General features: G+C 65.6%; 23 protein-coding genes. 6 read left to right on the top strand and 17 right to left on the bottom strand.

All coding sequences use genetic code 11. The features are described from left to right. Positions 1 to 3: 3 nt before the first annotated feature. The 8 genes from fdhF to M2332_RS03740 form a co-directional block, all read right to left on the bottom strand. Positions 4 to 2859 (bottom strand): formate dehydrogenase subunit alpha, encoded by a 2856-nt coding sequence (fdhF, locus tag M2332_RS03775; RefSeq protein WP_264573032.1) that lies wholly within the window; start codon positions 2857 to 2859, stop codon positions 4 to 6. Beyond that, a complete protein-coding gene (locus M2332_RS03770) occupies positions 2849 to 3415 on the bottom strand; it encodes a molybdenum cofactor guanylyltransferase (RefSeq protein ID WP_181559898.1) in 567 nt (188 codons plus the stop codon). Before M2332_RS03770 ends, fdhF begins: the two co-directional genes overlap by 11 nt. Beyond that, positions 3412 to 4953 (bottom strand): NADH-ubiquinone oxidoreductase-F iron-sulfur binding region domain-containing protein, encoded by a 1542-nt coding sequence (locus M2332_RS03765; RefSeq protein WP_264573031.1) that lies wholly within the window; start codon positions 4951 to 4953, stop codon positions 3412 to 3414. The genes M2332_RS03770 and M2332_RS03765 overlap by 4 nt, the downstream gene beginning before the upstream one ends. A 1-nt stretch (position 4954) precedes the next feature. Beyond that, complete coding sequence (locus M2332_RS03760; protein WP_264573030.1) at positions 4955 to 5389, bottom strand: NAD(P)H-dependent oxidoreductase subunit E; 435 nt, start codon at positions 5387 to 5389, stop codon at positions 4955 to 4957. A gap of 182 nt (positions 5390 to 5571) precedes the next feature. Next, on the bottom strand, positions 5572 to 6279 hold the full coding sequence (locus M2332_RS03755; protein WP_264573029.1) for a glutamine amidotransferase: 708 nt from the start codon (positions 6277 to 6279) through the stop codon (positions 5572 to 5574). A gap of 25 nt (positions 6280 to 6304) precedes the next feature. Continuing rightward, positions 6305 to 6469: a hypothetical protein gene (locus M2332_RS03750; RefSeq protein ID WP_264573028.1), complete on the bottom strand. Its 165-nt coding sequence runs from the start codon at positions 6467 to 6469 to the stop codon at positions 6305 to 6307. A 238-nt stretch (positions 6470 to 6707) separates the two neighbouring features. Beyond that, a complete protein-coding gene (locus tag M2332_RS03745; protein ID WP_264573027.1) occupies positions 6708 to 7577 on the bottom strand; it encodes a hypothetical protein in 870 nt (289 codons plus the stop codon). A 15-nt stretch (positions 7578 to 7592) separates the two neighbouring features. Continuing rightward, on the bottom strand, positions 7593 to 8915 hold the full coding sequence (locus M2332_RS03740) for a replication-associated recombination protein A (RefSeq protein ID WP_264573026.1): 1323 nt from the start codon (positions 8913 to 8915) through the stop codon (positions 7593 to 7595). A 226-nt stretch (positions 8916 to 9141) separates the two neighbouring features. Between M2332_RS03740 and M2332_RS03735 the strand changes: the two genes are divergently transcribed. Continuing rightward, a complete protein-coding gene (locus M2332_RS03735) occupies positions 9142 to 9699 on the top strand; it encodes a PadR family transcriptional regulator (RefSeq protein ID WP_413715977.1) in 558 nt (185 codons plus the stop codon). A 67-nt stretch (positions 9700 to 9766) separates the two neighbouring features. Next, entirely contained in the window at positions 9767 to 10078 is a 312-nt protein-coding gene (locus M2332_RS03730) for a DUF2218 domain-containing protein (protein ID WP_264573025.1), read from the top strand. 18 nt (positions 10079 to 10096) lie between these two features. On the opposite strand, the gene M2332_RS03725 is transcribed toward M2332_RS03730, so the two are convergent. The 3 genes from M2332_RS03725 to M2332_RS03715 all read right to left on the bottom strand — a co-directional run bounded on the left by M2332_RS03725 (position 10097) and on the right by M2332_RS03715 (position 14572). After that, positions 10097 to 12664, bottom strand: coding sequence for an HWE histidine kinase domain-containing protein (locus M2332_RS03725; protein ID WP_264573024.1), 2568 nt, complete (start codon positions 12662 to 12664; stop codon positions 10097 to 10099). After that, positions 12654 to 13286: a biliverdin-producing heme oxygenase gene (locus M2332_RS03720; protein WP_264573023.1), complete on the bottom strand. Its 633-nt coding sequence runs from the start codon at positions 13284 to 13286 to the stop codon at positions 12654 to 12656. Before M2332_RS03720 ends, M2332_RS03725 begins: the two co-directional genes overlap by 11 nt. 134 nt (positions 13287 to 13420) lie before the next feature. Further along, positions 13421 to 14572 (bottom strand): glycosyltransferase family 4 protein, encoded by a 1152-nt coding sequence (locus M2332_RS03715; protein WP_264573022.1) that lies wholly within the window; start codon positions 14570 to 14572, stop codon positions 13421 to 13423. A gap of 115 nt (positions 14573 to 14687) precedes the next feature. Between M2332_RS03715 and M2332_RS03710 the strand changes: the two genes are divergently transcribed. Then, complete coding sequence (locus M2332_RS03710; protein WP_264573021.1) at positions 14688 to 15347, top strand: MOSC domain-containing protein; 660 nt, start codon at positions 14688 to 14690, stop codon at positions 15345 to 15347. An 8-nt stretch (positions 15348 to 15355) separates the two neighbouring features. Continuing rightward, complete coding sequence (locus M2332_RS03705; RefSeq protein ID WP_413715939.1) at positions 15356 to 15637, top strand: HNH endonuclease; 282 nt, start codon at positions 15356 to 15358, stop codon at positions 15635 to 15637. 20 nt (positions 15638 to 15657) lie between these two features. On the opposite strand, the gene M2332_RS03700 is transcribed toward M2332_RS03705, so the two are convergent. The 6 genes from M2332_RS03700 to radC all read right to left on the bottom strand — a co-directional run bounded on the left by M2332_RS03700 (position 15658) and on the right by radC (position 21610). Beyond that, complete coding sequence (locus M2332_RS03700; RefSeq protein ID WP_264573020.1) at positions 15658 to 16113, bottom strand: c-type cytochrome; 456 nt, start codon at positions 16111 to 16113, stop codon at positions 15658 to 15660. Positions 16114 to 16117: 4 nt separating this feature from the next. Further along, positions 16118 to 17710, bottom strand: a complete 1593-nt coding sequence (locus tag M2332_RS03695) for an NAD(P)/FAD-dependent oxidoreductase (RefSeq protein ID WP_264573019.1) — start codon at positions 17708 to 17710, stop codon at positions 16118 to 16120. A gap of 405 nt (positions 17711 to 18115) precedes the next feature. After that, positions 18116 to 18790, bottom strand: coding sequence for an orotidine-5'-phosphate decarboxylase (pyrF, locus tag M2332_RS03690; protein WP_181559885.1), 675 nt, complete (start codon positions 18788 to 18790; stop codon positions 18116 to 18118). Then, on the bottom strand, positions 18787 to 19197 hold the full coding sequence (locus tag M2332_RS03685) for a LapA family protein (RefSeq protein ID WP_181559884.1): 411 nt from the start codon (positions 19195 to 19197) through the stop codon (positions 18787 to 18789). The genes pyrF and M2332_RS03685 overlap by 4 nt, the downstream gene beginning before the upstream one ends. Before the next feature lie 116 nt (positions 19198 to 19313). After that, positions 19314 to 20633 (bottom strand): adenylosuccinate lyase, encoded by a 1320-nt coding sequence (gene purB / locus M2332_RS03680; protein WP_264573018.1) that lies wholly within the window; start codon positions 20631 to 20633, stop codon positions 19314 to 19316. A gap of 227 nt (positions 20634 to 20860) precedes the next feature. Continuing rightward, the gene (gene radC, locus M2332_RS03675; protein WP_413715976.1) at positions 20861 to 21610 is read right to left on the bottom strand and encodes a RadC family protein; all 750 of its coding nucleotides are present in this window, start codon (positions 21608 to 21610) and stop codon (positions 20861 to 20863) included. A gap of 162 nt (positions 21611 to 21772) precedes the next feature. Between radC and M2332_RS03670 the strand changes: the two genes are divergently transcribed. Together M2332_RS03670 and M2332_RS03665 are read left to right on the top strand one after the other, a co-directional pair. Further along, on the top strand, positions 21773 to 24916 hold the full coding sequence (locus M2332_RS03670) for a YdbH domain-containing protein (protein ID WP_264573016.1): 3144 nt from the start codon (positions 21773 to 21775) through the stop codon (positions 24914 to 24916). Continuing rightward, entirely contained in the window at positions 24913 to 25122 is a 210-nt protein-coding gene (locus M2332_RS03665; protein WP_264570578.1) for a YnbE family lipoprotein, read from the top strand. The genes M2332_RS03670 and M2332_RS03665 overlap by 4 nt, the downstream gene beginning before the upstream one ends.

Below are 25122 nucleotides of genomic sequence, written 5' to 3'. Positions count from 1 at the left end.
TGCTTACTCCGCCGCTTCAGCCGTGAGGCTGGCCACGATCCGCCGCGAGCGCTCGGACCAGCTGTTATAATCCTCCTGCCAATCGGTCGGGCCGTTGGAGGGCGTGATCTGGACAGCCGTCACCTTGTACTCGGGGCAGTTGGTGGCCCAGTCCGAATATTCGGTGGTCACGACATTGGCCTGCGTGGCGGGGTGGTGGAAGGTGGTGTAGACCACGCCCGGGGCAACCCGTTCGGTGATCGTCGCCCGCAGCGTCGTCTCGCCGGTGCGGCTGGAGAGCTTTACCCAGTCGCCATCCTTGAGGCCGCGATTCTCGGCATCCGTCGGATGGATTTCCAGCAGATCCTCAGGGTGCCAGGCGGTGTTGCCGGTGCGCCGTGTCTGGGCGCCGACATTATACTGGCTGAGAATGCGGCCGGTGGTCAGCAGCAGCGGGAAGCGCGGGCCGGTCTTCTCGTCCGTCGGTACATAATCGGTGACGACGAACTTGCCCTTGCCGCGCACGAAACCGTCCACATGCATGATCGGCGAACCCTCGTGGGTCTCGTCCTTGACCGGCCACTGCAACGATCCCTCGCGCTCCAGACGCGCCCAGGATACGCCTGCGAAGGACGGGGTGAGACGGGCGATCTCGGCCAGGATTTCGCTGGGATGCTCGTAGTTCCAGCCAAGCTCCATGGCATTGGCGAGAAGCTGCGTGATCTCCCAGTCGGCATAGCCATTGGCGGGCTCCATGACCTTGCGGACCGGCTGGATGCGCCGCTCTGCATTGGTGAAGGTGCCGTCCTTTTCAAGGAATGTCGAACCGGGCAGGAAGATATGCGCGTAGTTCGCCGTTTCGTTCAGGAACAGGTCCTGCACGATGACGCACTCCATCGCCTTAAGGCCCGCCGCGACATGCGCGGTATTGGGGTCGGACTGAAGGATGTCCTCGCCTTGGATATAGATCGCGCGGAACGTACCGTCGATCGCGGCGTCCAGCATATTGGGGATGCGCAGGCCCGGCTCGGCATCCAGGGTCACGCCCCAGTCCGCCTCGAACAGCTCGCGCGTTTCATCGTCGCTGATGTGGCGATAGCCGGGCAATTCGTGCGGGAAGCTGCCCATGTCGCAAGCGCCCTGCACGTTGTTCTGACCACGCAGCGGGTTCACGCCTACGCCGCGGCGCCCGATATTGCCGGTTACCATCGCAAGGTTGGCGATGGCCATCACCGTCGAGCTGCCCTGGCTATGCTCGGTGACGCCAAGGCCATAATAGATGGCGCCATTACCGCCAGTCGCGAACAGGCGGGCCGCGCCGCGCAATTCCTCGGCGGGCACGCGGGTGACGGGCTCCAACGTCTCAGGGCTGTTGCGCTCCTGCGAAACGAAGGCGGCCCAGTCCTGATACTCGTCCCAGTCGCAGCGTTCACGGATGAACGCTTCGTCGGCCAGGCCTTCGGTCACGATCACATGCGCCAGGGCGGTGAGCACGGCAACGTTGGTGCCGGGCTGCAGCGCGAGATGGTGCTGCGCGGCGATGTGCGGCGACTTGACCATGTCCGTCCGGCGCGGGTCGATGACGATCAGCTTGGCACCCTGACGCAGGCGGCGCTTCATCCGGCTTGCGAACACCGGGTGGCCGTCCGTCGGGTTGGCGCCGATGATCAGGATCACGTCGCTGTCCATCACGCTGTCGAAATCCTGCGTGCCGGCGGACGTGCCAAAGGTGGTCTTGAGGCCATAGCCGGTCGGCGAGTGGCAGACACGGGCGCAGGTGTCGGTATTGTTGGAGCCAAAGCCGGCGCGGATCAGCTTCTGGACGAGGAAGGTTTCCTCATTGGTGCAACGCGACGACGTGATGCCGCCCAATGCGCGCGCACCGTGGGCGGCCTTGATGCGCTTGAGTTCAGATGCGGCATAGGAAATCGCCTCGTCCCAGCTCACCACCTGCCAGGGATCGTCCACGCTCTTGCGGATCATCGGCTGGGTAATGCGGTCCTGATGGTTGGCATAGCCCCAAGCGAAGCGGCCCTTGACGCAGCTATGGCCGCGATTGGCCTTGCCGTCCTTCCACGGCACCATGCGCACCAACTGCTCACCGCGCATTTCCGCGCGGAAGGTGCAGCCGACGCCGCAATAGGCGCAGGTGGTGACGACGGCCCGCTCGGGCTTGCCGATCTCGACCATCGCCTTTTCCTGAAGCGTGGCGGTGGGGCAGGCCTGCACACAGGCGCCGCACGACACGCATTCGGAAGAGAGGAAATCGTCGGACGCGACACCCGCAGACACCATGGAGCCGAAGCCGCGGCCATCGATCGTGAGCGCGAAGGTGCCCTGCACCTCGTCACAGGCGCGCACGCAGCGCGAGCAGACGATGCACTTGCTGGGGTCGAAATCGAAATAGGGGTTGGACGTGTCCTTCTGGAGACCCAGATGATTATCGCCCGTGTAGCCATAACGTACATCGCGCAGACCGACGGCGGCCGCATTGTCCTGCAGTTCGCAGTCGCCATTGTCCGAGCAGGTCAGGCAGTCCAGCGGGTGATCGGAGATGTAGAGCTCCATCACGCCCTTGCGCAACTTCTGCAGACGCGGAGTCTGGGTGTGAACGGTCATGCCGTCCATCGCCGGCGTGGTGCAGGAGGCGGGGGTGCCGCGCATCCCGTCGACTTCGACCAGGCAGAGGCGGCAGGAGCCGAAGCTCTTCACGCTGTCCGTGGCGCAGAGTTTGGGAATGTCGCCGCCGCATTCGGCAGCCGCGCGCATCACGCTCGTGCCTTCCGGGACGGTGACGGAGCGACCGTCGATGGTCAGCGTGACCATCTTCTCCGATGTGGAAGCGGGCGTGCCGAAATCGGCCTGAGGTTCATAGCCCATGACGTTCAACTCTCTCCAGGTCAGCAGCAGTGTTGATATTAACAGGTTCGCGCGGCAATTGCACGGCGCGCGCGGAAATACGGTTGGCGAAGGCCTTCATCGAATGCACGCCCTCGCTCTTGAGGATGTCCAGCGCGTCGCCGGCCGCCGAGGCGGGCCACAGGCCGATCACCGGCAGGCTCTCGACATAAGCTGGGTATGGCGACAGGCGCTGCAAGAGGTCTTGCGGCAGATCGATGGCATCGCACGGCACGCTCAGCACGGCGGGGAGCCCGCGCGCCTGCGCTTCGAGCAAGGCCGCAGCGAGTCCGGCAAGCGGCCCCATATGCGGTGCGGGCTGGTCGGCAATGCTGGCCACACCGTCATGCTCACGCCCCACCACGATGGTCTGCGCGCTGTGAACGGCCACGGCGTCGATGGCATGGTCGATCAAAGCGCGACCATGGAAGGTCGCCACAGCCTTGTCGCTGCCAAAGCGCGTCGACTTGCCGCCAGCGATCACTGCGCCGAGAACGGCCGCGCGATCGATGGGAAGCAGGCCGACGCAGCAGCTCATTCAGCCGCCTCGGGGAGGCTCTGGCGGGCGCCGAAATCCTCGGGCCAGTGCTTGAGCGCGCTCATCACCGGATAGGGCGTGAAGCCGCCTAGAGCGCAGAGCGAACCGAACTTCATCGTCTCGCACAGATCTTCCAGCAGGACGATCTCATCCTCCAGGCTGCGCGGCGCGGTGGGGGCGTTGTGCATCTGCGGCAGACCCTCGAGCGTATCGCGCTGGCGCGGCACGCGCGCCATGATCCGGTCGATCAGTTCCTTGCCGCGTACCGAGCCGATGCGGCAGGGCGTGCACTTGCCGCAGCTTTCCGCCGCGCAGAATTCCATGGCGAAGCGCGCCATGCCGGCCATGTCGGCGCCCTCGCCGAACACGGTGATACCACCATGGCCGATCAGCGCATCGACGGCGGCATAAGCCTCATAGTCGAACGGAATGTCGAACTGGTCCGGGTGCAGATAGGCGCCGAGCGGGCCGCCGACCTGCGCGGCCTTCACCGGCGAGCCGTCGTCCGTGCCGCCGCCAATCTCGTTGACGAGCTGGCCGAGCGTGATGCCGAACGCCGTTTCGTAAAGGCCGCCATGCTTGATGTTGCCGGCAAGCTGGATCGGCATCGTGCCCCGCGAGCGACCCATGCCATAATCGGCATAGGCCTTGGCGCCCTCGGCCAGAATGTAAGGCACAGCCGCAAGGCTGAGCACGTTGTTGACAATGGTGGGCTTGCCAAACAGGCCGACCAGCGCCGGGATCGGCGGCTTGGCGCGCACTTCGCCGCGCTTGCCTTCCAGGCTGTTGAGCAGCGAGGTTTCCTCACCGCACACATAGGCGCCGGCGCCGACGCGAACTTCCAGCACGAACGGCGCAACGAGATGCGCGCTGCGGCGGATCGCTTCTTCCAGCTTGGCGATGGCGTGGGGATATTCCGAGCGGACGTAGATATAACCCTTGGTCGCGCCGGTCGCGAGGCCGGCAATCGCCATGCCTTCGATCAGGCAATAGGGGTCGCCCTCCATCAGCATACGGTCGGCGAAGGTCGCGCTATCGCCTTCGTCGGCATTGCAGACAATGTACTTCTGGTCCGCTACCGCAGCCGCGACGGTGCGCCACTTGATGCCGGTGGGGAAGCCGGCGCCGCCGCGACCGCGCAGTCCCGAGGCCACGACTTCCTCGACCGTCGCCTCGGCGCCGATCTCGCGGGCGCGGGCGAGGCCTTTCCAGCCGCCGGTCGCTTCATAGTCCGCAAGCTCGGTCGGGCGCGTCTTGCCGGCGCGGGCGAACGTCAGCCGCTGCTGCTTGGCAATGAACGGATGCTCGGCAATCACGCCGATGCCGAGCGGCGAGGAGCCGTCCAGAATCGCCGCAACATCATCGGCCGTCGCCGGGCCGAAGCCCTTGCCGTCGATCTCCACCAGCGGCTCCAGCCACTGCATGCCCCAGCTCGAAACCCGCTCGACGGTGGCGCCGGCCCTTGCGAAGGCATCGGCAACCGCGTCGGCACCGCAGGCGATGGCCAGCGCGTCGTCAGAAATGCGCACCATGACCATGTCAGGCAATCTCCCGGATCAGCTCGTCGAGCTTGGGCGCGTCCAGCCGGGCGTGAACGGCATTGCCGATCATCGCATTGGGGCCGACGCTGCACAGGCCGAGGCAATAAATGGTTTCGATCTTCACGCGCTCGCCGGCCGCGGCAACCGCGCCATCGACCAGAGCTTCGACGCCGCGTGCCTTGCAGGATTCCGCACGGCACAGCTTGAGCACCGGCGCTGCCTTGGGCTCGGCGGTGAAATCATGATAGAAGCTCACCACGCCATGCACTTCGGCGCGGCTCAGGTTGAGCGCGAGGGCGATCTGGCGCTTGGACGCCTCGTCCACGCAGCCGAACTCGGCCTGCACGTCATGGAGGATGGGGAGAAGAGGCCCTTCGCGGCGGCTATGGCTCGCGATGATCTCGTCCAGCCGATCGGCTTTGGCGTCTCTCATGCGCGCGGGTCTCCCAAGTCTTCTTTCGTTGCTGAAATTCGTTTGTGTTACTGCCTATTTTTTGCGCGGCTGGCAAGCGCAAACCGCTGGATCGCGTTGTTGCGAGAGGCTTGCAAAAGGCGGCGGGCGCGCATGGCCCGCGCGCTGGTCAGACTGGTGATGTGACGATCATGCCGGTGTAATCACGCGGCCGCTTTCAGTCCCGCCAGCCAGTCGCCGAGCATGGCGCGCCCGGCGGAGACGGCCCGAGGTCCGAGCCGATCATGGGCGGCGCGCAGGCTCACGTTGCAGCCGCCGGATTCCATCGCAGCTTCCGGCCATTCCTCCATCCATTGATAGAAGCGCGCATCCTCGCCCATTTCGGCATGGAATTGTAGGGCAAGTACATGTTGTCCGCGCCGGAAGGCCTGATGCGTGTAGCGGTCGCTGGACGCAAGCAGTTGGGTGCCTTCCGGCAGGGTGAACGTGTCGCCATGCCAATGCAGAACCTGCACGTCGACAAGATGAGAGAGCGGGCCGGTGCGGCCAGCATCGTTGACCTTGACCGAATGGAAGCCGACCTCCTTGACCGGACCGGGATAAACCTTCGCGCCGAGCGCCGCCGCGATCATCTGCGCGCCGAAGCACACGCCGAGCGTGGGGCGGTCGGCCGCCAGCCGCAGCGCCAGGCGGCGCAGCTGGCAGGCGATCCACGGATAGCGATCCTGCTCATACACCCCCATCGGCCCGCCCATCATGATGAGCAGATCGGGTGCTCGCAGGTCGAGCGTGGCGAAGGCGGGGTCGGTCACATCGATCCGATGGATCGCATAGCCGGCCGTTTCCACCGGCTCCCGATATCCCGCCATGCCCTCATGGGGGACGTGCCGAATCACAAGCGCGCGCTTCATCGTCATTGGCCTCTCGAAATGAGCGTCAGAGGCCGAGGCGCGACCAGAAGTCACTGGCACTGGCGAGGGGCGGCGAGTCGTGCGGGGCCGCAGGCGCCAGTCGCCAGCTTGGATGCGGAAGGGGCGTCAGCGCGCGGCCGGCTCGCTGGGCATGATTACGGTTACGGCGCGGGATGGAACGGATAGCCATATCGTTTCTCCAGTACGGAGCACGAAGCCGGCGTTGTCGCGTGGGATTCGTGCGCTTTAGCGGTTGGTGACGCGGAGCAAGCTGACAAACATCAAAAGCCGCGTTCCGGGCTGGAGGCGGCAGCGCCGCCCGTCATTCCGGACAAAAGGGGTTTAAGCCGGGAGGTGCGGCACCGGCAATCAAGCGATCTTTGCAGGGGTGATAGTTTAGCTCGGCAGGCCGCGCGGTCGTCTGCGCGTCAAAGCACGCCGAAGGTCCAGCCTTCCGTCCGCGCCAGTTCCGGCGTCAGCGCCTGTGGTGCCCACAGGGCCGGCTCGCGATGCACCAGCCGCAGCCAGGCCGCGCTGAGCAGCGCATCAGTCGCATGGTCGCTGTACCGGCCTGCGAACGGTACATGCGGCCCGCTGGCGAGACGCGCAAGGCAGGCATCCAGTTCGGCCTCGCGAACCTTGGTTTGGCCCTTGCGCTTGCCGGCGGCGAGCGCGGCAAGGCTGGTGTAAATTTCCACGATCAGACTGCCTGAGCCGGGGTCGGCGTCGAACGGCCAGATCGGCATGTCCGTCTGGATACGGTGCAGCACCCGCATCCCGGTCAGGCTGGATTTGCCGACCTGCGCGGCACCGACGAGGTTGAGGTTGCTGCAGGGATTGAGGCCCTGTGCCTGCTGGGCCAGCTCCGTCTGGCGCAGCCGCCCGCGTCCGCCGCCGAACAGATCGCCTTCCCGGCCCCCATGGCGCCGGAAATGTCGCGCGGCCTCCGCGTGATCGACAAAGGCGCCGGCCTCCAGATGGGGCTCTTCGGCACAGATGTCCTCGACCAAGGCCCAGAGCTGGCGGGCATCGTGTGGAGAACGATCCCAGCCGGGGAAGAAGGCACCCTTGTCTGCGAAGGGCAGGGACGGGCCGAGGTCGAGGCCGACGAGCGTGTCGCGTGGCATGTCGCGGCGCATCCAGTCGAGCACATCTTGACGTGACCAGATGTGGCCGGGGCGGACCAGCGCCGGGCCGGCATTGCTATCCGCGTCGCAGATGGCGACGGCGATGCCCGGCTGTCGCGGCCCCTGTGCGCCCGACCAGTCGATTGCGGCGAAATGGCGAAAGCGGCTCACGGGTGGCTGGCGGGATCAGTCACCGCGCAAGTCGCGCCGACGCTCATCCCACCAAGCGATGCGCTCGGCGATCCGCTTCTCGAATCCACGCTCGGTGGGGGCGTAGAAGGTCTGCGGCGCCATCTCCTCGGGCCAGTAATTGTCGCCGGAGAAGCCGCCTTCCACATCATGATCGTAGCTATAGCCCTTGCCATAGCCGATCTCCTTCATGAGCTTGGTCGGCGCATTGAGGATGTTCGCGGGCGGCATCAGCGATCCGGTTTGTTTGGCGCTGGCAAAGGCCGCCTTCTGCGCCTTGTAGGCGGCGTTGGATTTGGGCGCGGTCGCGAGATACAGGCAGGCCTGCACGATCGCCAGTTCGCCCTCAGGCGAGCCGAGGAATTCATAGGCGTCCTTCGCGGCGAGGCATTGGGTGAGCGCCTGCGGATCGGCCAGGCCGACATCTTCGCTGGCGAAGCGCACCAGCCGCCGCAGGACGTAAAGCGGTTCTTCGCCCGCGACCAGCATCCGCGCGAGATAATAGAGCGCGGCCTGCGGATCGGACCCGCGCAGCGCCTTGTGGAGCGCGGAAATCAGATTGTAATGCCCGTCGCGATCCTTGTCATAGACCGGCATCCGGCGGTGGAGCAGGGCGGCGAGACCCGCCGGATCGAGCGGCTCGGTCAGGCCGATGCCCTGCAGCGTCTCCACCTGATTGAGCAGGAAGCGGCCATCGCCATCAGCCGAGGCGACAAGCGCCGCGCGCGCATCGTCGGTCAGCGGCAGCGGTGCGCCGGTCAGGGCTTCCGCGCGGGAGATCAACGTATCGAGCGCGGTCTCGTCCAGCCGGCGCAGGATGAGCACCTGCGCGCGGCTGAGCAGCGCCGCGTTGAGGGCGAAGCTCGGATTTTCGGTGGTGGCGCCGACCAGCGTGACGGTGCCATCCTCGACATAAGGCAGGAAGCCATCCTGCTGAGCGCGATTGAAGCGGTGGATTTCATCCACGAACAGAAGCGTGCGCTGCCCGGCGCGGGCGGCGTCGCGCGCGGCGGCAAAGGCAGCCTTGAGGTCCGCCACGCCGGAAAAGACCGCGGAGATCGGCGCAAAGCGCATGTCCACCGCTTCGGCCAGCAGTCGCGAAAGCGTGGTCTTGCCGGTGCCCGGCGGCCCCCACAGGATCATTGAGGAGAGCCGTCCCGCCGCGACCATCCGCCCGATGGCACCGTCAGTACCGGTGAGATGGTCTTGCCCGACCACGTCATCGAGCGTGCGCGGGCGCAGACGGTCGGCCAGCGGCGCATCCGCACGAGGCTCGGCAGGGCTGGAGGCGGCGGCAAGGCCGCCGAAGAGATCAGACATGCGGACTCATATAGGTCGGCCCCTCACCGGTTGCACGGGCCAGCGTGCATCGGACTGCAGGCCATTCGCAGGCACGCTCAAAAAAAATGAAAACGGGGCCTTGTGGAAATCAGTCTAAGATATATCTTAGATCAATCTGAAATTTAGAAGGATTGAATCTTTGATGTTTGACACAAGTACACATGGACGGTGCGGCCCGAATGGGCACCGTCACGCGCTCAAGGCCATGATGGGCCGGGGCGGTCGTTTCGGCGGCGGCTGGGGCGGCGCAGAGTGGGACGGGCAGGGCGGCCATGGCGGTCCGCGCGGCGGCCGTCGCGGACGCGGACGCCTGTTTGATGGCGGCGAGTTACGACTCGTGTTGCTCAAGTTGATCGGCGAGGGGCCGCGCCACGGCTATGACCTCATCCGTGCGATCGAGGAGCTGACCGGCGGCGCTTATGCGCCCAGCCCCGGCGTCGTTTATCCCACGCTCACCCTGCTGGCGGAAATGGACCTCATCGCCGACAGCGAGAGCGAAGGGGCGCGGAAGCTGTACGCGATTACCCCCGCAGGAGAGGCCCATCTTGCCGAGAAGGCTGACGAGATCGGCGGCCTGATGGACCGGTTGGCCGGCCTCGGCGCCGAGCAGCATCGATCGAACAGCGGCCCGGTCCGCCGCGCCATGGGCAATCTCAAGACGGCTCTGATGGGCCGGCTGCGCGAAGGCGAGACCACAGACGATCTGCCGCATGAGATCGCCGCGATTCTCGATGAGGCAGCGCGGAAGATCGAGCGGTTGTAAGACTGCACAGCATAATTCCAATCGCCCCACCGCCGGACGGTGGAGCCACCAACAGAAAGACAATGTCATGAACAGCGCAACAGCCAAGGTGCCCACGCAGAGCGGCAGCCGCTACCTCCAGCAACTGTGCAAGCACTGGTCGCACAACCTCAAGGTGGAGTTCACACCCGAGCGCGGCACGATCGTGTTTCCGCGCGACGCGCGCGGCGCCGATTGGCCTGCCGACGCTCTGGTGACGATGGTCGCGCAACCCGACACGCTCGACGTGACCATCGACGCCAGCAGCCCGGAGCATCTCGAAGGCCTCAAAAACACGGTCGCCCGCCATCTCGATCGCTTCGCGTTCCGTGAGGCGCCGCTCAGCTTCCCCTGGTCTTGAGAGTTCGAACCGGCGCGATCAGTCCGCCGGTTCGGTCTTCAGTTCTGCAAGAGCGGCTGCGATCTGCGCCGTGCCATAAGGCTTGGTGACGATCGGCACGGCGTGGAAGCGCGAGGAATCCAAGCCGCTGCCATAGCCTGTTGCAAAGACGAACGGGATGCCGCGCTCGGCGAGAGCCCTGGCGACCGGCTCGCTGGTCTCCCCGCCCAAATTATAATCGAGCATGGCGACGTCGAGCGGGACGGTCGCACAGGCGCGCAGGGCAGCGGTGACGCTGGAGGCGACCTCGACCTTCTCGGCGCCGAGTTCCATCAACGCGTCCTGCCCGTCGAGCGCGATGATGAGGCTGTCTTCCACCAGCAGCACGCGCTGTCCGGCCAGCGGCAGCTTCGCCGGCTCGCGCAGATCGGCAGACGCGCCGTCCGTCGCATCGGTCCGGTCCTCAGGCGCGACGCCGGCCACGAAACGGGAGGGAATGCAGAAATGCGCCTTCACACCGCTCAGTCGGTAGTGAATCTTGGCATCGCCCCCGAGATCGTGAGGGACGGTCTTTTCGATCACCGTCGATCCAAAGCCGCGGCGCGAGGGCGGGGTGACCGCCGGCCCGCCGAGTTCGGACCAGTCGATCAACAGGCTGCCATCCTCGTCCTGCTGCCAGCTGATCAGCACCGTGCCGCTATCGGAGAGCGCGCCATATTTGGCGGCATTGGTCATGAGCTCGTGGAAGACCAGCGACAGTACGGTGAAGGCAACCGGCTGCAGCAGGATGTTGGAGCCTTTGGTCTCCACATTGGTCCGCTTGTCGCGCAGGAAGGCATTGGCCTCGATGTCGATAAGATCCCGCAACCGCGCCGGACCCCAGCGATCGCGCGTCACCTGATCGTGCGCACGGGCGAGCGCCTGCAGGCGATCGTCCAGATTGCGCGTGAAATCCTCAACGCTGGCCGCCCCGTCGCGGGTCTGCGACACGAGGCCGCGAATGAGCGAGAGGATATTGCGCACGCGGTGATTGAGCTCGGCGATCAGCAGCTCCTGCCGCTCCTGCGCACGCTGCCGCTCCTCGCCTGCGCTCTCGGACAGGCGGATGAGCACTTCCAGCATCCCGACCCGCAGCGCTTCGGCAACGCGGCGCTCGACCGTGGTGAATGGCAGGCTGCGGCCCTTCACCAGTTGCGACCAGCTTTCGAAGCTTTTGCGCGGGGTGAGCCGGTCGCCATTGGGTCCGAGTTCGACCGGCTTCTCCGGGTTGCCGCCCCAGCGCACCGAGCGCATCTGTTCGCTGCGGAAGAAGACCACATAGTCACGCGGCTTGCGTGACAGCGGGATGGCGATGAGGCCGGCGGCGACATCCGCATAGGCAGTCGCCTCGGGCAGGACGGATGAAATGCAGTCCGTCGCGAAGACCTCGCCGTGCGAAAGCTGATTGAGGATGGAGACGAGGCTTATGAACTGCTCGCGCGAGGGCGTCAGGCCACTCAGCGAGACAGAGCCGTCAACATAAGCCCCGACGCCATCGGCGGGAATGGTATCGAACACAACCTCGCCGAGCCAGTCCGCGTCCCGCAGCAGGTCGCCATCCTGCGCGATGGAGGCCATCAAGCGATCGGTGGCGCCGCGTGCGCGCGACTCATAGCCGGCATTCTCGCTGCGTTCCCGGCTCTCGAGCATCAGCGAGAAGATCTGGCCGAACAGTTCGGCGGCCGTACGCATGGCGAGGCCAGGCAGGCGCGGCTGATAATGGTGGCAGGCGAAGAGCCCCCAGAGCTTGCCTTCGACGATGATCGAGATCGATAGCGACGCGCTGACGCCCATGTTGCGCAGATACTCGACATGGATGGGCGAAACCGCGCGGAGCAGGCAGAGCGACTGGTCGAGGACCGCGCCGCTGGGATCGGTCTGCGGCACGATCGGCACCGGCTCTGCATTCACATCAGCGATGATGCGGAACGGATTGCGCACATAGAGCTGGCGCGCTTGTGCCGGAATATCCGACGCGGGGTAATGCAGGCCAAGGAAGCTGTCGACGCCAGCGCTCAGCGCCTCGGCAACGACCTCGCCCGAGCCTTCGGCATCGAAACGATAGACCATAACGCGGTCGAAACCGGTGATCGCCTTCACCTGCCGGGCGCTCTCGCGAATGAAGGAGGTGAGCGTATCGGCCTGGGCGAGGCGCGACATGAGCGTGCGGACCAGCGTCGCCGCTTCGCCTGGATCTTCGAGCGCGGGCTCGCATTCGATGACGATGCTGTTGCCCGAGAAATGCACGGCGACATCGTAGAGCTTGCCATCATCGAACAGCGGCTGCGAGAATAGGCGCTCCACGGAATCATTGCCGCGCAGCATCGAGATCCGGTTGCGGATGTCATGCTGAGCAGCGGGCGTAATGAGATCGGTGAGCTTGGAACCCAGCAGCGCATCCGCCGATTTGCCCGTGAACGCGGCGATATTGTCCGAGACGCGACCGATCATCCAATCGGCGCTCACCGCGAGCAGGAAACCGAATGGCTGGATCGTCCCGAGAATATGGATCGGTTCGCGGTCGCAGTTGGTGAGATCGACCCGAAAGCCGGCAGGATCATTGGCCAAGTCTGGCTCCCATCGCGATGGCGCAATTTCGGTAAAGGGCGAAGGTCCGGGTCGCTGCTGCGCGGGTTTCCCGCTGCCAGACGGGGCCGTGAGTCAGGGCCTGATCTTCCAGAGCGGCGATGAAGGCGCGCCACGCGCCTTGGGGATGCACGGCGCTCAGATATTCACGCGGAAGATCGTCAGGCACGCGGCGTGCGAGCATCGCGCCGCCAAGGCGGGAGCCTTCCGTCACATAGGCGGCACCCCAATGAGCCGCCGTGCTCGGGGCCCATGTCAGCGGCTCGGCCTCGGGAACGGCCTGGCCCAAGGCGTTCAAGTCGGTTGTAAGGGCCTGTACGCGCGCGGCCGTGTCGATACTCGGCGAGGCTGAGCGCAGCCAGCGCTCGAGCGGCACCAGCGCCGCTGCATGGGCTGACAGAAAACGGCCGTAACTCGCACGGCTCGTCAGATCGAACTGGCTGAACAGGCTGTCGACTTCGTCGTGGTCAGCACGCGTCTCTTTCTTCAGGACTTGATGGAAGGCCACTGGCTGAGCCGCGGCTGTTGTCGGGATTTCCGCCACGCCGGGATCAGTATCGAAAGACATTGCCGTGAATTTACAGCGCGTGCCGGCAATATACAACGCGTGATCTTGCGAGCCGCGGCGAAAGGAATGGCGCAATTCGGGGCAGGGGCGGCCTTTGTCTCATCGGACACATAACGCGCCGAGAGATGAACGGTTGCAGGCCGTCACACTCGGTCTTCGTCGCCGTGTGCTCAGCCGGCCCGGCGTTTCGCCAAGCCGCAATATGTTTCGATCATCGCGGCGTTCACCTGATCCCATTTGTAATCCTGCACCCGCAGATGCCCGGCTTGCCCCGCCGTTGCGCGCAAGGCAGGATCTTCGATGAGACGCTGGATGGCGTCGGCATAAGCCTGCACGTCGCGCGGCGGAACGAGGAAGCCGGTCTCACCGTCCGCGACCAGATCAATCGCGCCTGTGGCGCGGGCAGCGACCACCGGCACGCCCGCCGCCATGGCTTCGGTCGTCACATTGCCAAAAGTCTCGGTGACCGAGGGCATGAAGAAGATATCCATGCAGGCGGCCGCCCGACCGAGATCGTCGCCGCCCTGAAAACCCGCAAACACCGCCTCCGGCACCCGCTCGGCAAACCACTGGCGCGCGGGTCCTTCACCGATCACCAGCACCCGGTGGCGAACGCCGCGCGCCTTGAGCGCCGCGATCACATCGGCAAAGACGCCCAGGCCCTTTTCCAGAACAAGCCGCCCCAAGAACCCGATGGCGATCTCGTCATCGGCGATGCCGAGCGAGCGCCTCCAGCCATTGTCCCGCCGCTGCGGGTTGAACCGGGCATGATCGATGCCGCGCGACCAGATGCCGATCGGCGTCGTCACGCCCCATTCGCGCAGCAGCGTCGCCATGCTGCCGCTCGGCACCATCACCTGATCGACGCGATTGTAGAAGCGGGTCTGCAGGCGCACCAGCAACGGCTCGATGAAGCCAAGGCCATAATAGCGCGGATAGGTTTCAAAGCGGGTGTGCAGGGAGGCGACACAGGGAATGCCCTCCCGCCGCGCCCAACTCGATGCGCGATGCCCCAGAATGTCCGGCGCTGAGACGTGGACGATATTGGGGGCGTAAGCCGCAAGGTCCGCCCGAGTCTGCGCTGAAAGCCCCTTGGCGAGCCGATATTCGCCCCGGCCGCCCGGCATGGACCAGCTCGGCACCGACACCAGCTCGCCAGCCGGCTCGAACGCCGGCGGATCGATGGTGGGCGAATAGACACGCACGCTGGCGCCGCTCGCGAGCGCAGAGGCCATCAGATTGTTGAGAGCCTGATTGGCGCCATCGCGGACGTAATTATAGTTGCCGCTGAACAGGGCAATGCGGAGGTCGCTGGGGAGCATCGAGGCCCTATAGCGAGGCGGGCCGCGCGGTCAAAGTGCCGCCGCACGATCGGCAGGAACTTGTCCGTCCGTTGTTGCACTGGCGCGACTCATCGGTGTCGTGCCATGACAGGACATGGACGAACCCTTGCTTTCCCTTTCCGTCGATGCGCTGCTGGTCGGCGCGCCCGCCTTGCTGGCGCCGGGCGTGATGAGCGCCATGGGCAAACGCGCGGTGCGCGGGCCTGTCCGGATCGGCTGGCTGGGGCTGGAGGGCGATAGCGTCGCCGACCCCCTTCGTCATGGCGGGCATGACAAGGCCGTCCATCTCGTGCCGCACGAGCATTATGCCTGGTGGCGCGGCGTGCTGGACGATCATCCGCTGCTCGACGCACCGGGTGCGTTCGGCGAAAATCTCGCGACGCGCGGGGCCACCGAAGCCAATCTGTGCTTGGGAGACCGGTTCGCGCTGGGCAGCGCTGTGCTGGAGATCAGCCACGGCCGCCAGCCCTGCGCCAAGCTCAACGCGCGCTTCGGCCGCAAAGACGTGCTGGGTCAGGCCATCGCGAGCGGCCATTGCGGACTCTATCTGCGCGTGATCGAGCAGGGTGAGGCCAAGGCGGGCGATGCGATGATCCTGCTGGAGCGCCCCTTGGAAGACTGGCCGATTGCGCGGGTGTTCAACCTGCTGATCGCAGGCGGACATAAGGCCGATCCGGCAGGCGTCGCACAATTGGCCGAGACCCGCGTCCTCGCCGACGCGTGGCGGGTGCGGGCGGAAAAGCTGGCGCGCTGAGCGACGCGTTGGAGCGCACGCCTGATTCATGCTGGCTGTGCGAGCGGCCATTGGGCGCATGCATCGAATGGCATCATCCCGTGCCCAAGGCCAAGGGCGGCCGAGAGACGGTGCCGCTGCACCCGATCTGCCATCGCGCGATCCACGCGCATTTCAGCAATGGCCAGCTGGCGCGCATGGGGCGCGATCAGGCGGCGTTGCGCGGCGATCCCGCGCTCGCCGCGTTTCTGCGCTGGGTCGCCGGCAAGCCGGCGGACTTCCACGCGCCGACGCGCAAGCCCCGCCGTTAAGGGGCGAGGCCTGCACCGGCTCAGCGCATCGCCTTGACGTCATCGGCGGTGATCGCATCCTCATAATGATTGCCGAAATGCGTGCGGACATAGTTCACCACATTGGCGACCTGTTGGTCCGTCATCATCTCCCCCACCGGCGGCATGCCGTTCAGGCCCTTGAGCGTCACCAGCATAGGATAGCCACTGGCGGCGAGATTGGGGTTGTTGGCGAGCGCGGGATATTTGCCAGCGCCCGTTGCGCCGGCTGCGTCCGGCATGTGGCAGGCGGCACAGACCCTCCGGTACAATTTTTCGCCGTCGGGTTCGCTGAACCGCCCCGGCATCACGAACGCTCCGTCGGCATCCCCTTGCTGGGCGACCAGAGCGGCGGGATCGCCCTGGCGTGGCTGGGCAGCATCCTGCGCGAGTGCGACGGAAACCGAGCCGGTGAGAATGCCGGCGGCGAGGCCAAAGGCCAATGTGCTGATCTTCATGATATTAGCTCGCGGTGACACGTTGATGGAGCCGCGTGATCGCATCGATGGCGGAGGTGATGCCGCCTTCCTGCCATCCGCCGATATAGGAGGTATGCTCGCCCGCCAGGACGATCCGCCCGTCGAATTCGCACATATTCCGGTAGTGCTCGGCGCGCGCTTCCTCCGTCCACTGCCCGAAGCAGCCGAGCACCCAGGGCACCCGGTGCCAGCCGACGGCCACGCCGTTCATGAACTCGGCCTTATATTGCGGATGGATCTGCGCGCCCCATTCAAGCGCGCGCTTGACCCGCTCTTCCGGCGGCAGCGCGGTCAGTTCGAACCCTGTCGAGCCGCCGGTATAAGCGCCCAGAAGCACGCCCGGGCCGCTGGCGCCATAATTGCTGCTGGGGTAGCTGATCTGCGAGATCGGCAGATCCGTGGTGGTGATGCCGCCATAGATCTGGTCGTCCTGCTCCCAGAAGCGCCGCTTGAATTCCAGCCCGACCTTGACGCTGGTCGAGTAGGGCACGGCACGGATCGCCCCAGCCAGCTTGGGGCCGACATTCATGTCGATCTGCGCGAGGATGGGCAGCGGGATCGTGCAGATGCACCAGTCAGCCTTGGCCTGCGCAGTGGCACCGGATTTGGTGTCGACATAATCGACCGTGACGCCTTTCGCGCCCTGCTTGATCGCCGTGACCTTGCTGTTGAGGCGAACCAGATGGCCGACCGCCCGCTCAAAGCCCTTGGCGACCATTTCCATGCCGCCAACCGGCTGGAAGATGGCGAACTCATGATCCCAGGTGAGGTTGCCCCCAATCGAGCGCCACAGGCGTGAGCGGAGCACCGTTTCGGCGGTCATCGGCTCGGAGGGGATGGGCTCGGCAGTCAGGCCGCCGCCTGGCTGCTTCTCCCAGCCACGGCGGTTGCTGGACTCGCGGCCCTTCACATAGCGCATATCCTTGTCGAGCGCGCCCCAGCTTCGCAGGGATTCCAGCAGGATGTCGCCATCCTCCTTGCTGAGCGTATCCGCCAGGGCATTCTTGTTGACGGCCTTGGCGAGCAATTCGCTGACATGGCCGTAGAAGTCCGCCTGCACATGCCGGTAGCGCTGCGGGGCGCCGCCGAACGCCTTGGTCGAGTGGACATAGGCGTTATAGTTGACCTGCATGAACGGCTCGAGGGCCACGCCCAGTTCGCGGCAATAATGCATGATGCCATGGTGGTGCCATGGAATGCGCCACGGGCCGGGATTGATGTAGTTGCCGGGCGCGAAGTCGCACTTCTGCGTCGCGCCGCCGAGTTCAGTGTAGGTATCGCCGCCCTTGAGCGTCCAGGAGCGGCCGCCCACGCGGTCGTTATACTCCAGCACCTGAACCTTGTAGCCGGCGCGGCTCAGCTCCAGCGCGGCGGTCATCCCCGCGACGCCGGCGCCCAGAATGAGCACGCTCGCGCCCTTCGCGCCGCCCTCCAGCTTGATCGGTCCCTTGAACGTCGAGGCCTGAGCCTGGCCGAGGCTCGACATCGCCATGTACATCGCCGATGCGCCTGCCGTGGTTCCAATGAGCGCCAGCAGATCACGCTTGCTCATGCGCAGCGCGTTAGTGTCTGTCATATGTGGTTATATCCCATGTCACCCCTTTGCGTGAGGGGAGCCATGGTGGGCGAACCGGGCATTGACCCGACTCGCACCAACCTGTGCAGCACCTCGTCGCGAAGCCAGTGATCGGCCTGCGGCTCGCTGCTGTTGATACGAGGTTTTGCGTATTTGCCGTGGAACGCGGCTCGGGCAAAGGGCCAAATCTACGCCGGAGTCGTGGGCGACGATGGCCGTGCTGCCCAAGCACATCCCGCTGTTGAATTACGCGAAGTATTCAGGGCCGGATTTAGCCCCTCCTCTTCAGAGGAGGGGTTGGGTGGTGCAGCAACCTCGCGGTTGTTCACCGGTAGAGCGATGCTGCGCATCGCCACCACCCCTTGGCCCCTCCTCTGAAGAGGAGGGGAGTATGTCGTCTGTCGCCTAAAGCGTCGCCTCGATTTCGCGCGCCGCCATATCAGGCTCGGGCGCCTGAGTGATCGGGCGGCCAATGACCAGCAGCGAGGCGCCGGCATCCACCGCTTCACGCGGCGTGACCGCGCGCTTCTGGTCGCCCTTGCTGGCGCCGCTCGGGCGCACGCCGGGCACGACAAAGAAGCCGGCCGGCCACAGCTTGCGCGCGCGGGCGACCTCATTGCCGGAGCAGACGATGCCGTCGAGACCGGCCTCCTTGGCGAGCAGCGTCAGCCGCTCGACCTGTTCCTGCGTACCGCCGTGGACGCCGGTTTCCTCCAGATCGGTCTGGTCAAGGCTCGTGAGCGTCGTCACGGCGACGACCTTGGTGTGGACCCCGGCCGCAGCCTTGGCGTCTTCCAGCATCGCCCGTCCGCCAGAGGCATGGACGGTGAGGATCGACGGTTCGAGCGCGTGCAGGGCCTGAACCGCCTTGGCGACCGTGTTCGGAATGTCGTGCAGCTTCAGGTCGAGAAAGATCGGCAGGCCGAACTTGCGCATCTCATGCACGCCATGGTGGCCATTGGCGCAGAAGAATTCCAGCCCCAGCTTGATGCCGCCGACATGGTTGCGGACCTTCTGAACCAACTCCTGCGCATGGGGCAGGGACGGCGTGTCGATGGCGATATAGATGATGCTGGTCATGGAGTGTCGGTTCTGCCTGCCGGTTTGAGATCGTCGTCCACCCGCACATCGATCGTGCGAACGGGCGGTGCGGGGTCGAATCCCGCTGGGGTGATGTGATCGGGCGTGGCGGTTGGCGCGGGGTGGTCCTGGGTGTGAACCACTGGCGCCGTCGCCGCCGGCGCAGAAGCCGCGAGGGCACGCTCGGCGCTATCGAGCCGCCGGCGCATCCGATATTTGGTGGCCTTATGCAGCGCCCAGAAGGGCAGCGAACCGGCGAGAAATGCGACGATCACGAGAACCGGCAGCTTGGTTTCAAGCTGGAGACCGCCCCACAGATTGATCATCACGGGGGTCCAGTTGGCGAAGCTGAAAATGACGATGATGATCGCCAGTACGACCCAGAAGGCTGTCCGGAGGAACTGCATGGCTTCTCTTCCTCTGCTTGGTCCGTAGAGCCTGACCATAAGCGCCCCGCGACGGCTTGCCTAGGGGCGCAGTTCAACGCCTCCCTGCGGACATGGGAGCTTCCGGAACGGGCGTGTCAGCCAGCGGTTCCGAACACCCGCGTGAAGATCGTGTCGACATGCTTCAGATGATAGTCGAGGTCGAACAGTGCCTCGAGCTGCGGACCGGAGAGATGCGCGGAAACGGCCGGGTCGGCCTTGAGCAGATCGAGTAGCGATTGCGCGCCGTCCGACTGCCACACCTGCATGGCGTTGCGCTGGACCATCGCATAGCTGTCCTCGCGGCTCACACCCGCCTGGGTGAGGGCGAGCAGCACGCGCTGCGAGTGGATGAGGCCGCCCATCCGGTTCATGTTCTTCATCATCCGCTCGGGGTAGACGAGCAGCTTGTCGATCACGCCGGTGAGTCGACCGAGGGCGAAGTCGAGCGTGATCGTGGCGTCCGGGCCGATGAAGCGCTCGACCGAGGAGTGGGAGATGTCCCGCTCATGCCACAGCGCGACATTCTCGAGCGCGGGCAGGGCATAAGCGCGCACCATGCGGGCCAGGCCGGTCAGATTCTCGGTGAGCACCGGGTTGCGCTTGTGCGGCATCGCCGACGAGCCCTTCTGGCCCGGCGAGAAATATTCCTCGGCTTCCAGCACCTCGGTGCGCTGCAAATGGCGCACTTCGACGGAGAGCCGCTCAATGGAGCCCGCGATCACGGCCAGCGTCGAGAAGAACATGGCGTGGCGATCGCGCGGGATGACCTGCGTGCTGACCGGCTCGACCGTGAGGCCGAGCTTGGCCGCGACATGCTCTTCTACCTTGGGATCGATATTGGCGAAGGTGCCGACCGCGCCGGAGATCGCGCAGGTGGCGACGTCTTCACGGGCCGCGATCAGGCGCGCCTTGCAACGGGAGAACTCGGCATAGGCTTCCGCCATCTTGAGACCGAAGGTCACCGGCTCGGCGTGGATGCCGTGGCTGCGGCCGATGGTCGGCGTCAGCTTGTGCTCGAACGCGCGGCGCTTGATCGCCTCCAGCAGCGCATCGAGATCGGCGATCAGCAGATCGGCCGCGCGGGCAAGTTGCACGTTGAGGCAGGTGTCCAGCACGTCCGAGCTGGTCATGCCTTGGTGCATGAAGCGGGCTTCATCGCCGACCTGCTCGGCGACCCACGTCAGGAAGGCGATCACGTCATGCTTGGTCACGGCCTCAATGGCATCGATGGCGGGCACGTCGATGGAGGGATTGGTCGCCCACCAGTCCCACAGCGCCTTGGCGGCGCTCTTGGGCACCACGCCCAGTTCGGCCAACGCTTCGGTCGCATGAGCCTCGATCTCGAACCAGATGCGGAAGCGCGCTTCCGGCTCCCAGATCGCGGTCATTTGCGGGCGGGCGTAACGAGGCACCATGGGGCGGGTTCCTGATGAGACAGATTGGAGACGGGCTGCCCCTAGCAGGCTGCGGCGAAACGGGCAAATCGCGCGGGTGAGGGCGGTGGCTATGACTCAAGCTACTGAGATATAGCGATAAAAATCAATGCTGTTCGTGGTGGGTGGTCGCGGCGACATGAAGCGAATCGTTCGCAGATGGGTGCGCGTCGACCGATTGATCAGAGCCTCGTCCGCGTGCCGCAACCTCAGATCAGTCCCATGGCCCGCATCGAACGGTGACCTTCGGTCGCGACAATGACATGATCGTGGACGGTCACGCCGAGGGGCTTAAGCGCGGCGATGACGTCGCGAGTCATGAGGATGTCCTGCCGGCTCGGCTCGGGCAGGCCGCTGGGATGATTGTGCACGAGGATGACGCCCGCAGAGCCGAACTCCAGTGCGCGACGAGCAACCTGTCGGGCATAGATGGCCGCTTCATCCACCGAGCCGTCCCCCATATGATCGTCACGCAGCAGGATGTTGCGGGCGTTGAGATGAAGCACGCGCACGCGCTCGATCGAGAGATGGGCCATGTCGGCGCGCAAATAATCGAGCAGGGCCTGCCATGATGCCAGCACCGGCCGCTCCGCCACCTCGTTGCGCAGCATCCGCAGGGCGGCGGCCTGTGTCGCCTTGAGCGCGGCGGTCGTGGTCTCGCCCATGCCGTCGACCTGCATCAGCGTGGCCCAATCGGCGCTGAGCACGGCGCCCAACGAGCCGAAGCGGGCGATCAGGGCCTTTGCCAGCGGCTTGGTATCCCGGCGCGGCAGGGCGAGCGCGAGCAGATATTCGATCAGTTCATGGTCCAGCAGCGCATCCGGTCCGGTTGCGAGTCGCTGGCGCAGGCGGGCACGGTGGCCCACCCCATCATGGCTGGCACCATCAGGACTGGCACCATCATGGCCGGGGCCATCATGACTCGTCTCGCTCTTGCCCCGGGATCGCCCTTCGCCCATGAACATTGTAGCTAAGCGCGAGCCGGCAGAGCGGCAAGCGGGAATGACGGGGATGATCGTCTGACCGATTGGGTCGAAGAGGATGACGAGCTGGAGGCAGGTGCGGCAGATCGGCTGCACCGGCGCCGTCAGCGCGTGCGCAGGATCGCCGGCGGGAGTGCAATGGCGCTGCTGCTGGTCGCTGGCGGCCTCTGGCTGGCGCGCGAGCCGATTGCCGACAGCTTCATCGCGCGGGAACTGGCCAAGCGGGGCGTACAGGGCCGATATGAGATCACGCGGATCGGTCCGCAGCACCAGCGGCTGGACAATCTCGTCATTGGCGACCCGAAATCGCCCGATCTCACGGTCCGCTTCATCGAGCTCGAACTCGCCTGGGGCCTGACCGGGCCTTATATCGATCGGCTCGAGGCCAGCGGCGTTCGGCTGCGCGGGCGGATTGCCGATGGGGCGCTGGACTTGGGTCAGGTCAGTCGCCTGCTGGAAGGTGGCACAGGCGATCCCAAGCTGCCCGACTGGACGGCGGTGATCGAGGATGCACAGGCGCGGATCGTTACCGACAACGACACGGTCGAGCTGGGGCTGGATGGCAGCGGGCCGTTATCGTCGGGGTTCAATGGTCAGCTTAATCTCGCGAGCCCGGCGCTAGCCTTTGGCGATTGCAGGCTGCGGGCGCTGCGGGCACCGGTGGACGTAGCGACCGAGAATGGCGAAATTCACCTCAAGGGCCCTGCCCATGTCAGCGGTGTTGGATGCGAGGCGGCGAAGCTCAGGCTGACGGCGCCCACGCTCGATCTCAACATCCGCACAAACCTCGCCCTTGAACCCTTGGGCGGTGCGGTGAGCCTTGCCGCGCCATTGGCCGAGCAGGGGGACGGGCGGGGCAAGCGCGAGTTCAAGGAACTGTCCGGGCTCATCACCTTTAAAGGCGAAGGCGATACCCTGCGGGGGAGCGCTTCGCTTGCCGCCGTTAGCGCGCTTGTCGACGGCCTTGAAAGTGACGCGGCAAAGCTGGGCGGCAATTTCGCGGTGCAGCTCGATTCCCGCAATCGCGCTCTGGCGTGGCAAGGCACCGGGACCATCGAGAATGCCCGGCCGGCTCGCGGGATCAATCTTTCGCGCCTCGCTTCGGCGGCCGATGGCAGTCCGCTGGAACCGATCGCGAACAAGCTTGCGCGCGCAGTCGAGGCGATCGGCCGGCGCAATCACATAGAACTGGCGGGCCAGGTCAATATGCTCGGCGCGCAAGGTAACGCTCGGCTTGACCGCTTCGCGCTGCGCTCGGCGAGCGGCGCGCGGATCGAGAATTGGGAAGGCAGCGCGGTGCGCATCGACTGGCCCGGCGGCCTGCGCGCGTCGGGACGGTTGGACATCGCCGGTGGCGATCTGCCGGAGGGCCGCATCGAGTTCGCCACGCAGGAGCAAGGCGGTGTGCGCGGCACCGCCACATTGAGGCCTTATGATGCCGGCGGGGCGCGGCTTGCGCTCACCCCGCTGCGCTTTGCCGTGGATGGCGCGGGGCGCGGCAGCGTCCAGACGCAGGTGACGCTGGACGGCCCCTTGCCGGGCGGCGCGGTCAAGGGCCTGCAGATGCCGCTCGACGCCCGCGTAGGGGCAGGCGGGGCGATTAGTCTATCAGGGACTTGCGTGCCGTTGCGCTGGGCTTCGCTCAGCATGTCCGGCCTCGTGCTCGATCCTGCGGCGTTACAGGTTTGCGGGCTGGGCGAGGGCACGGCCGCGATCCGCGACGTGGCATTGCGCGGCCGGCTGGGCGACAATCCCTTCGCATTTGATGCAAGCGCAGCGCGTTACGGCCTCACCACCGGCCGCTTCGAAATCCAGCAACCGGACGTGCGCATTGGCGCGGCCGAAGCCCCGGTCCGGCTCGCTGCCGATCGCCTGACGGGCGGACGTGGGTCGGCGGGTGGCCTCGCCGGGACGATTTCGGCAGGCCGGGGCCGGATCGGCTCTGTGCCGCTCGATCTCACCGCCATGGAAGGGCAATGGCAGTTCGCCGACGGACGTCTGGCCGTCGATGGCAATCTGCGCGTCGCGGACACGCAGGCCGATCGGCGGTTCAATCCGCTGGCCGGCGAGCAGGTACATCTGACCCTGGCCGACAATCGCATCGAGGCGACTGGTGTGCTGGTGCATTCGGAACGAAAGGCCAAGGTCGCCGATGTGGTGATCCGGCACGACCTCAGCCGTGGCGCAGGCCGCGCCGATCTGACCGTGAACGGCCTGCGCTTCGGCAATGCGCTTCAGCCGGACGATCTCACGCCGCTCTCGCTGGGCGTGGTCGCTAACGTGGTCGGGATGGTGAACGGCGCCGGCCAGATCCGCTGGACCGGCGACAAGGTGACCAGCGACGGGACCTTCTCGACGGAGAACATGGCTTTCGCGGCCGCCTTCGGCCCGGTCGCCGGCCTGTCGACGACGATCCGCTTCACGGACCTGCTTGGCCTGCGCACCGAACCCGGCCAGGTGGTGACGGTGGAGAGCGTCAACCCGGGCATCGAGGTGCGCGACGGCACCATACGCTATCAATTGCTCTCCAGCGAGGTGGCGGAGATCGAGGGCGGGCGCTGGCCGTTCTCTGGCGGTATGCTGGAGCTGATGCCCGCGCCCCTCGCGCTGGATTCACGCCAGCCGCGCAATCTCACCTTCCGCGTCGTCGGGCTGGATGCGGGCGCCTTTATCAACACGCTGGAGCTGGAGAACATCTCCGCGACGGGCACCTTCGATGGTCTGCTGCCCATGGTGTTCGACAAGGATGGCGGGCGGATCGTTGGCGGCCTGCTGGTTGCGCGGCAAGAGGGAGACGAGCCACGCTACCTCACCAGCACGCAGGGCCTGACGATCCCGTGCGATCCAGAGCGCCGGGCCGGACGCCTTTCTTACGTGGGTGAGGTGTCCAACGCGCAGCTCAACGCGATGGCGCGGCTGGCCTTCGATGCGCTCAAGAATTTGGGCTATCGCTGCCTCGCAATCCGGCTGGACGGCGCCATCGATGGCGAGTTTGTCACGCAGGTCAGCATCAACGGGGTCAATCAGGGCACGGAAGAAACGCGCCGCAGCTTCCTGGCGCGACCGTTCCTTGGCCTGCCCTTCCTGTTCAATGTGCGGATCCAGGCGCCCTTCCGGGGGCTGCTCAACACTGCGACCGGGCTTGCCGATCCGACCAAGCTCATCAATGGCAGTCTGGGCGACCAGTTTGTGCCCGTCGGCAGCGGAGCATTCACGCGGGGTTCCGGGGTGGTCGTTCAGCCGGCGGACAGCGACAAGAGGATAGAAGGGGACAGGAAATGAGGCACCGACGATGGATATCGCGCGCAACGCGACTGGGCTTGGGGCTGGCGCTTGCCGGAGCGGCAGGCGGCTGCATTCAGGTGCGCGCGCCCGAAAAGCCGATTGAGATCAATCTCAACGTGAAGATTCAGCAGGAAGTGGTCGTGCGCCTTCAGCAGGACGCCAAGGACCTCATCGAGAACAATCCGGAGCTTTTCCCGAAATGA

The sequence above is a fragment of the Sphingobium sp. B11D3A genome (genome assembly GCF_025961695.1).
GTDB lineage: Bacteria > Pseudomonadota > Alphaproteobacteria > Sphingomonadales > Sphingomonadaceae > Sphingobium.
The sequence above is the reverse complement of the archived record's forward strand: the minus strand, read 5'-3'. Positions and strand labels throughout refer to the sequence as shown.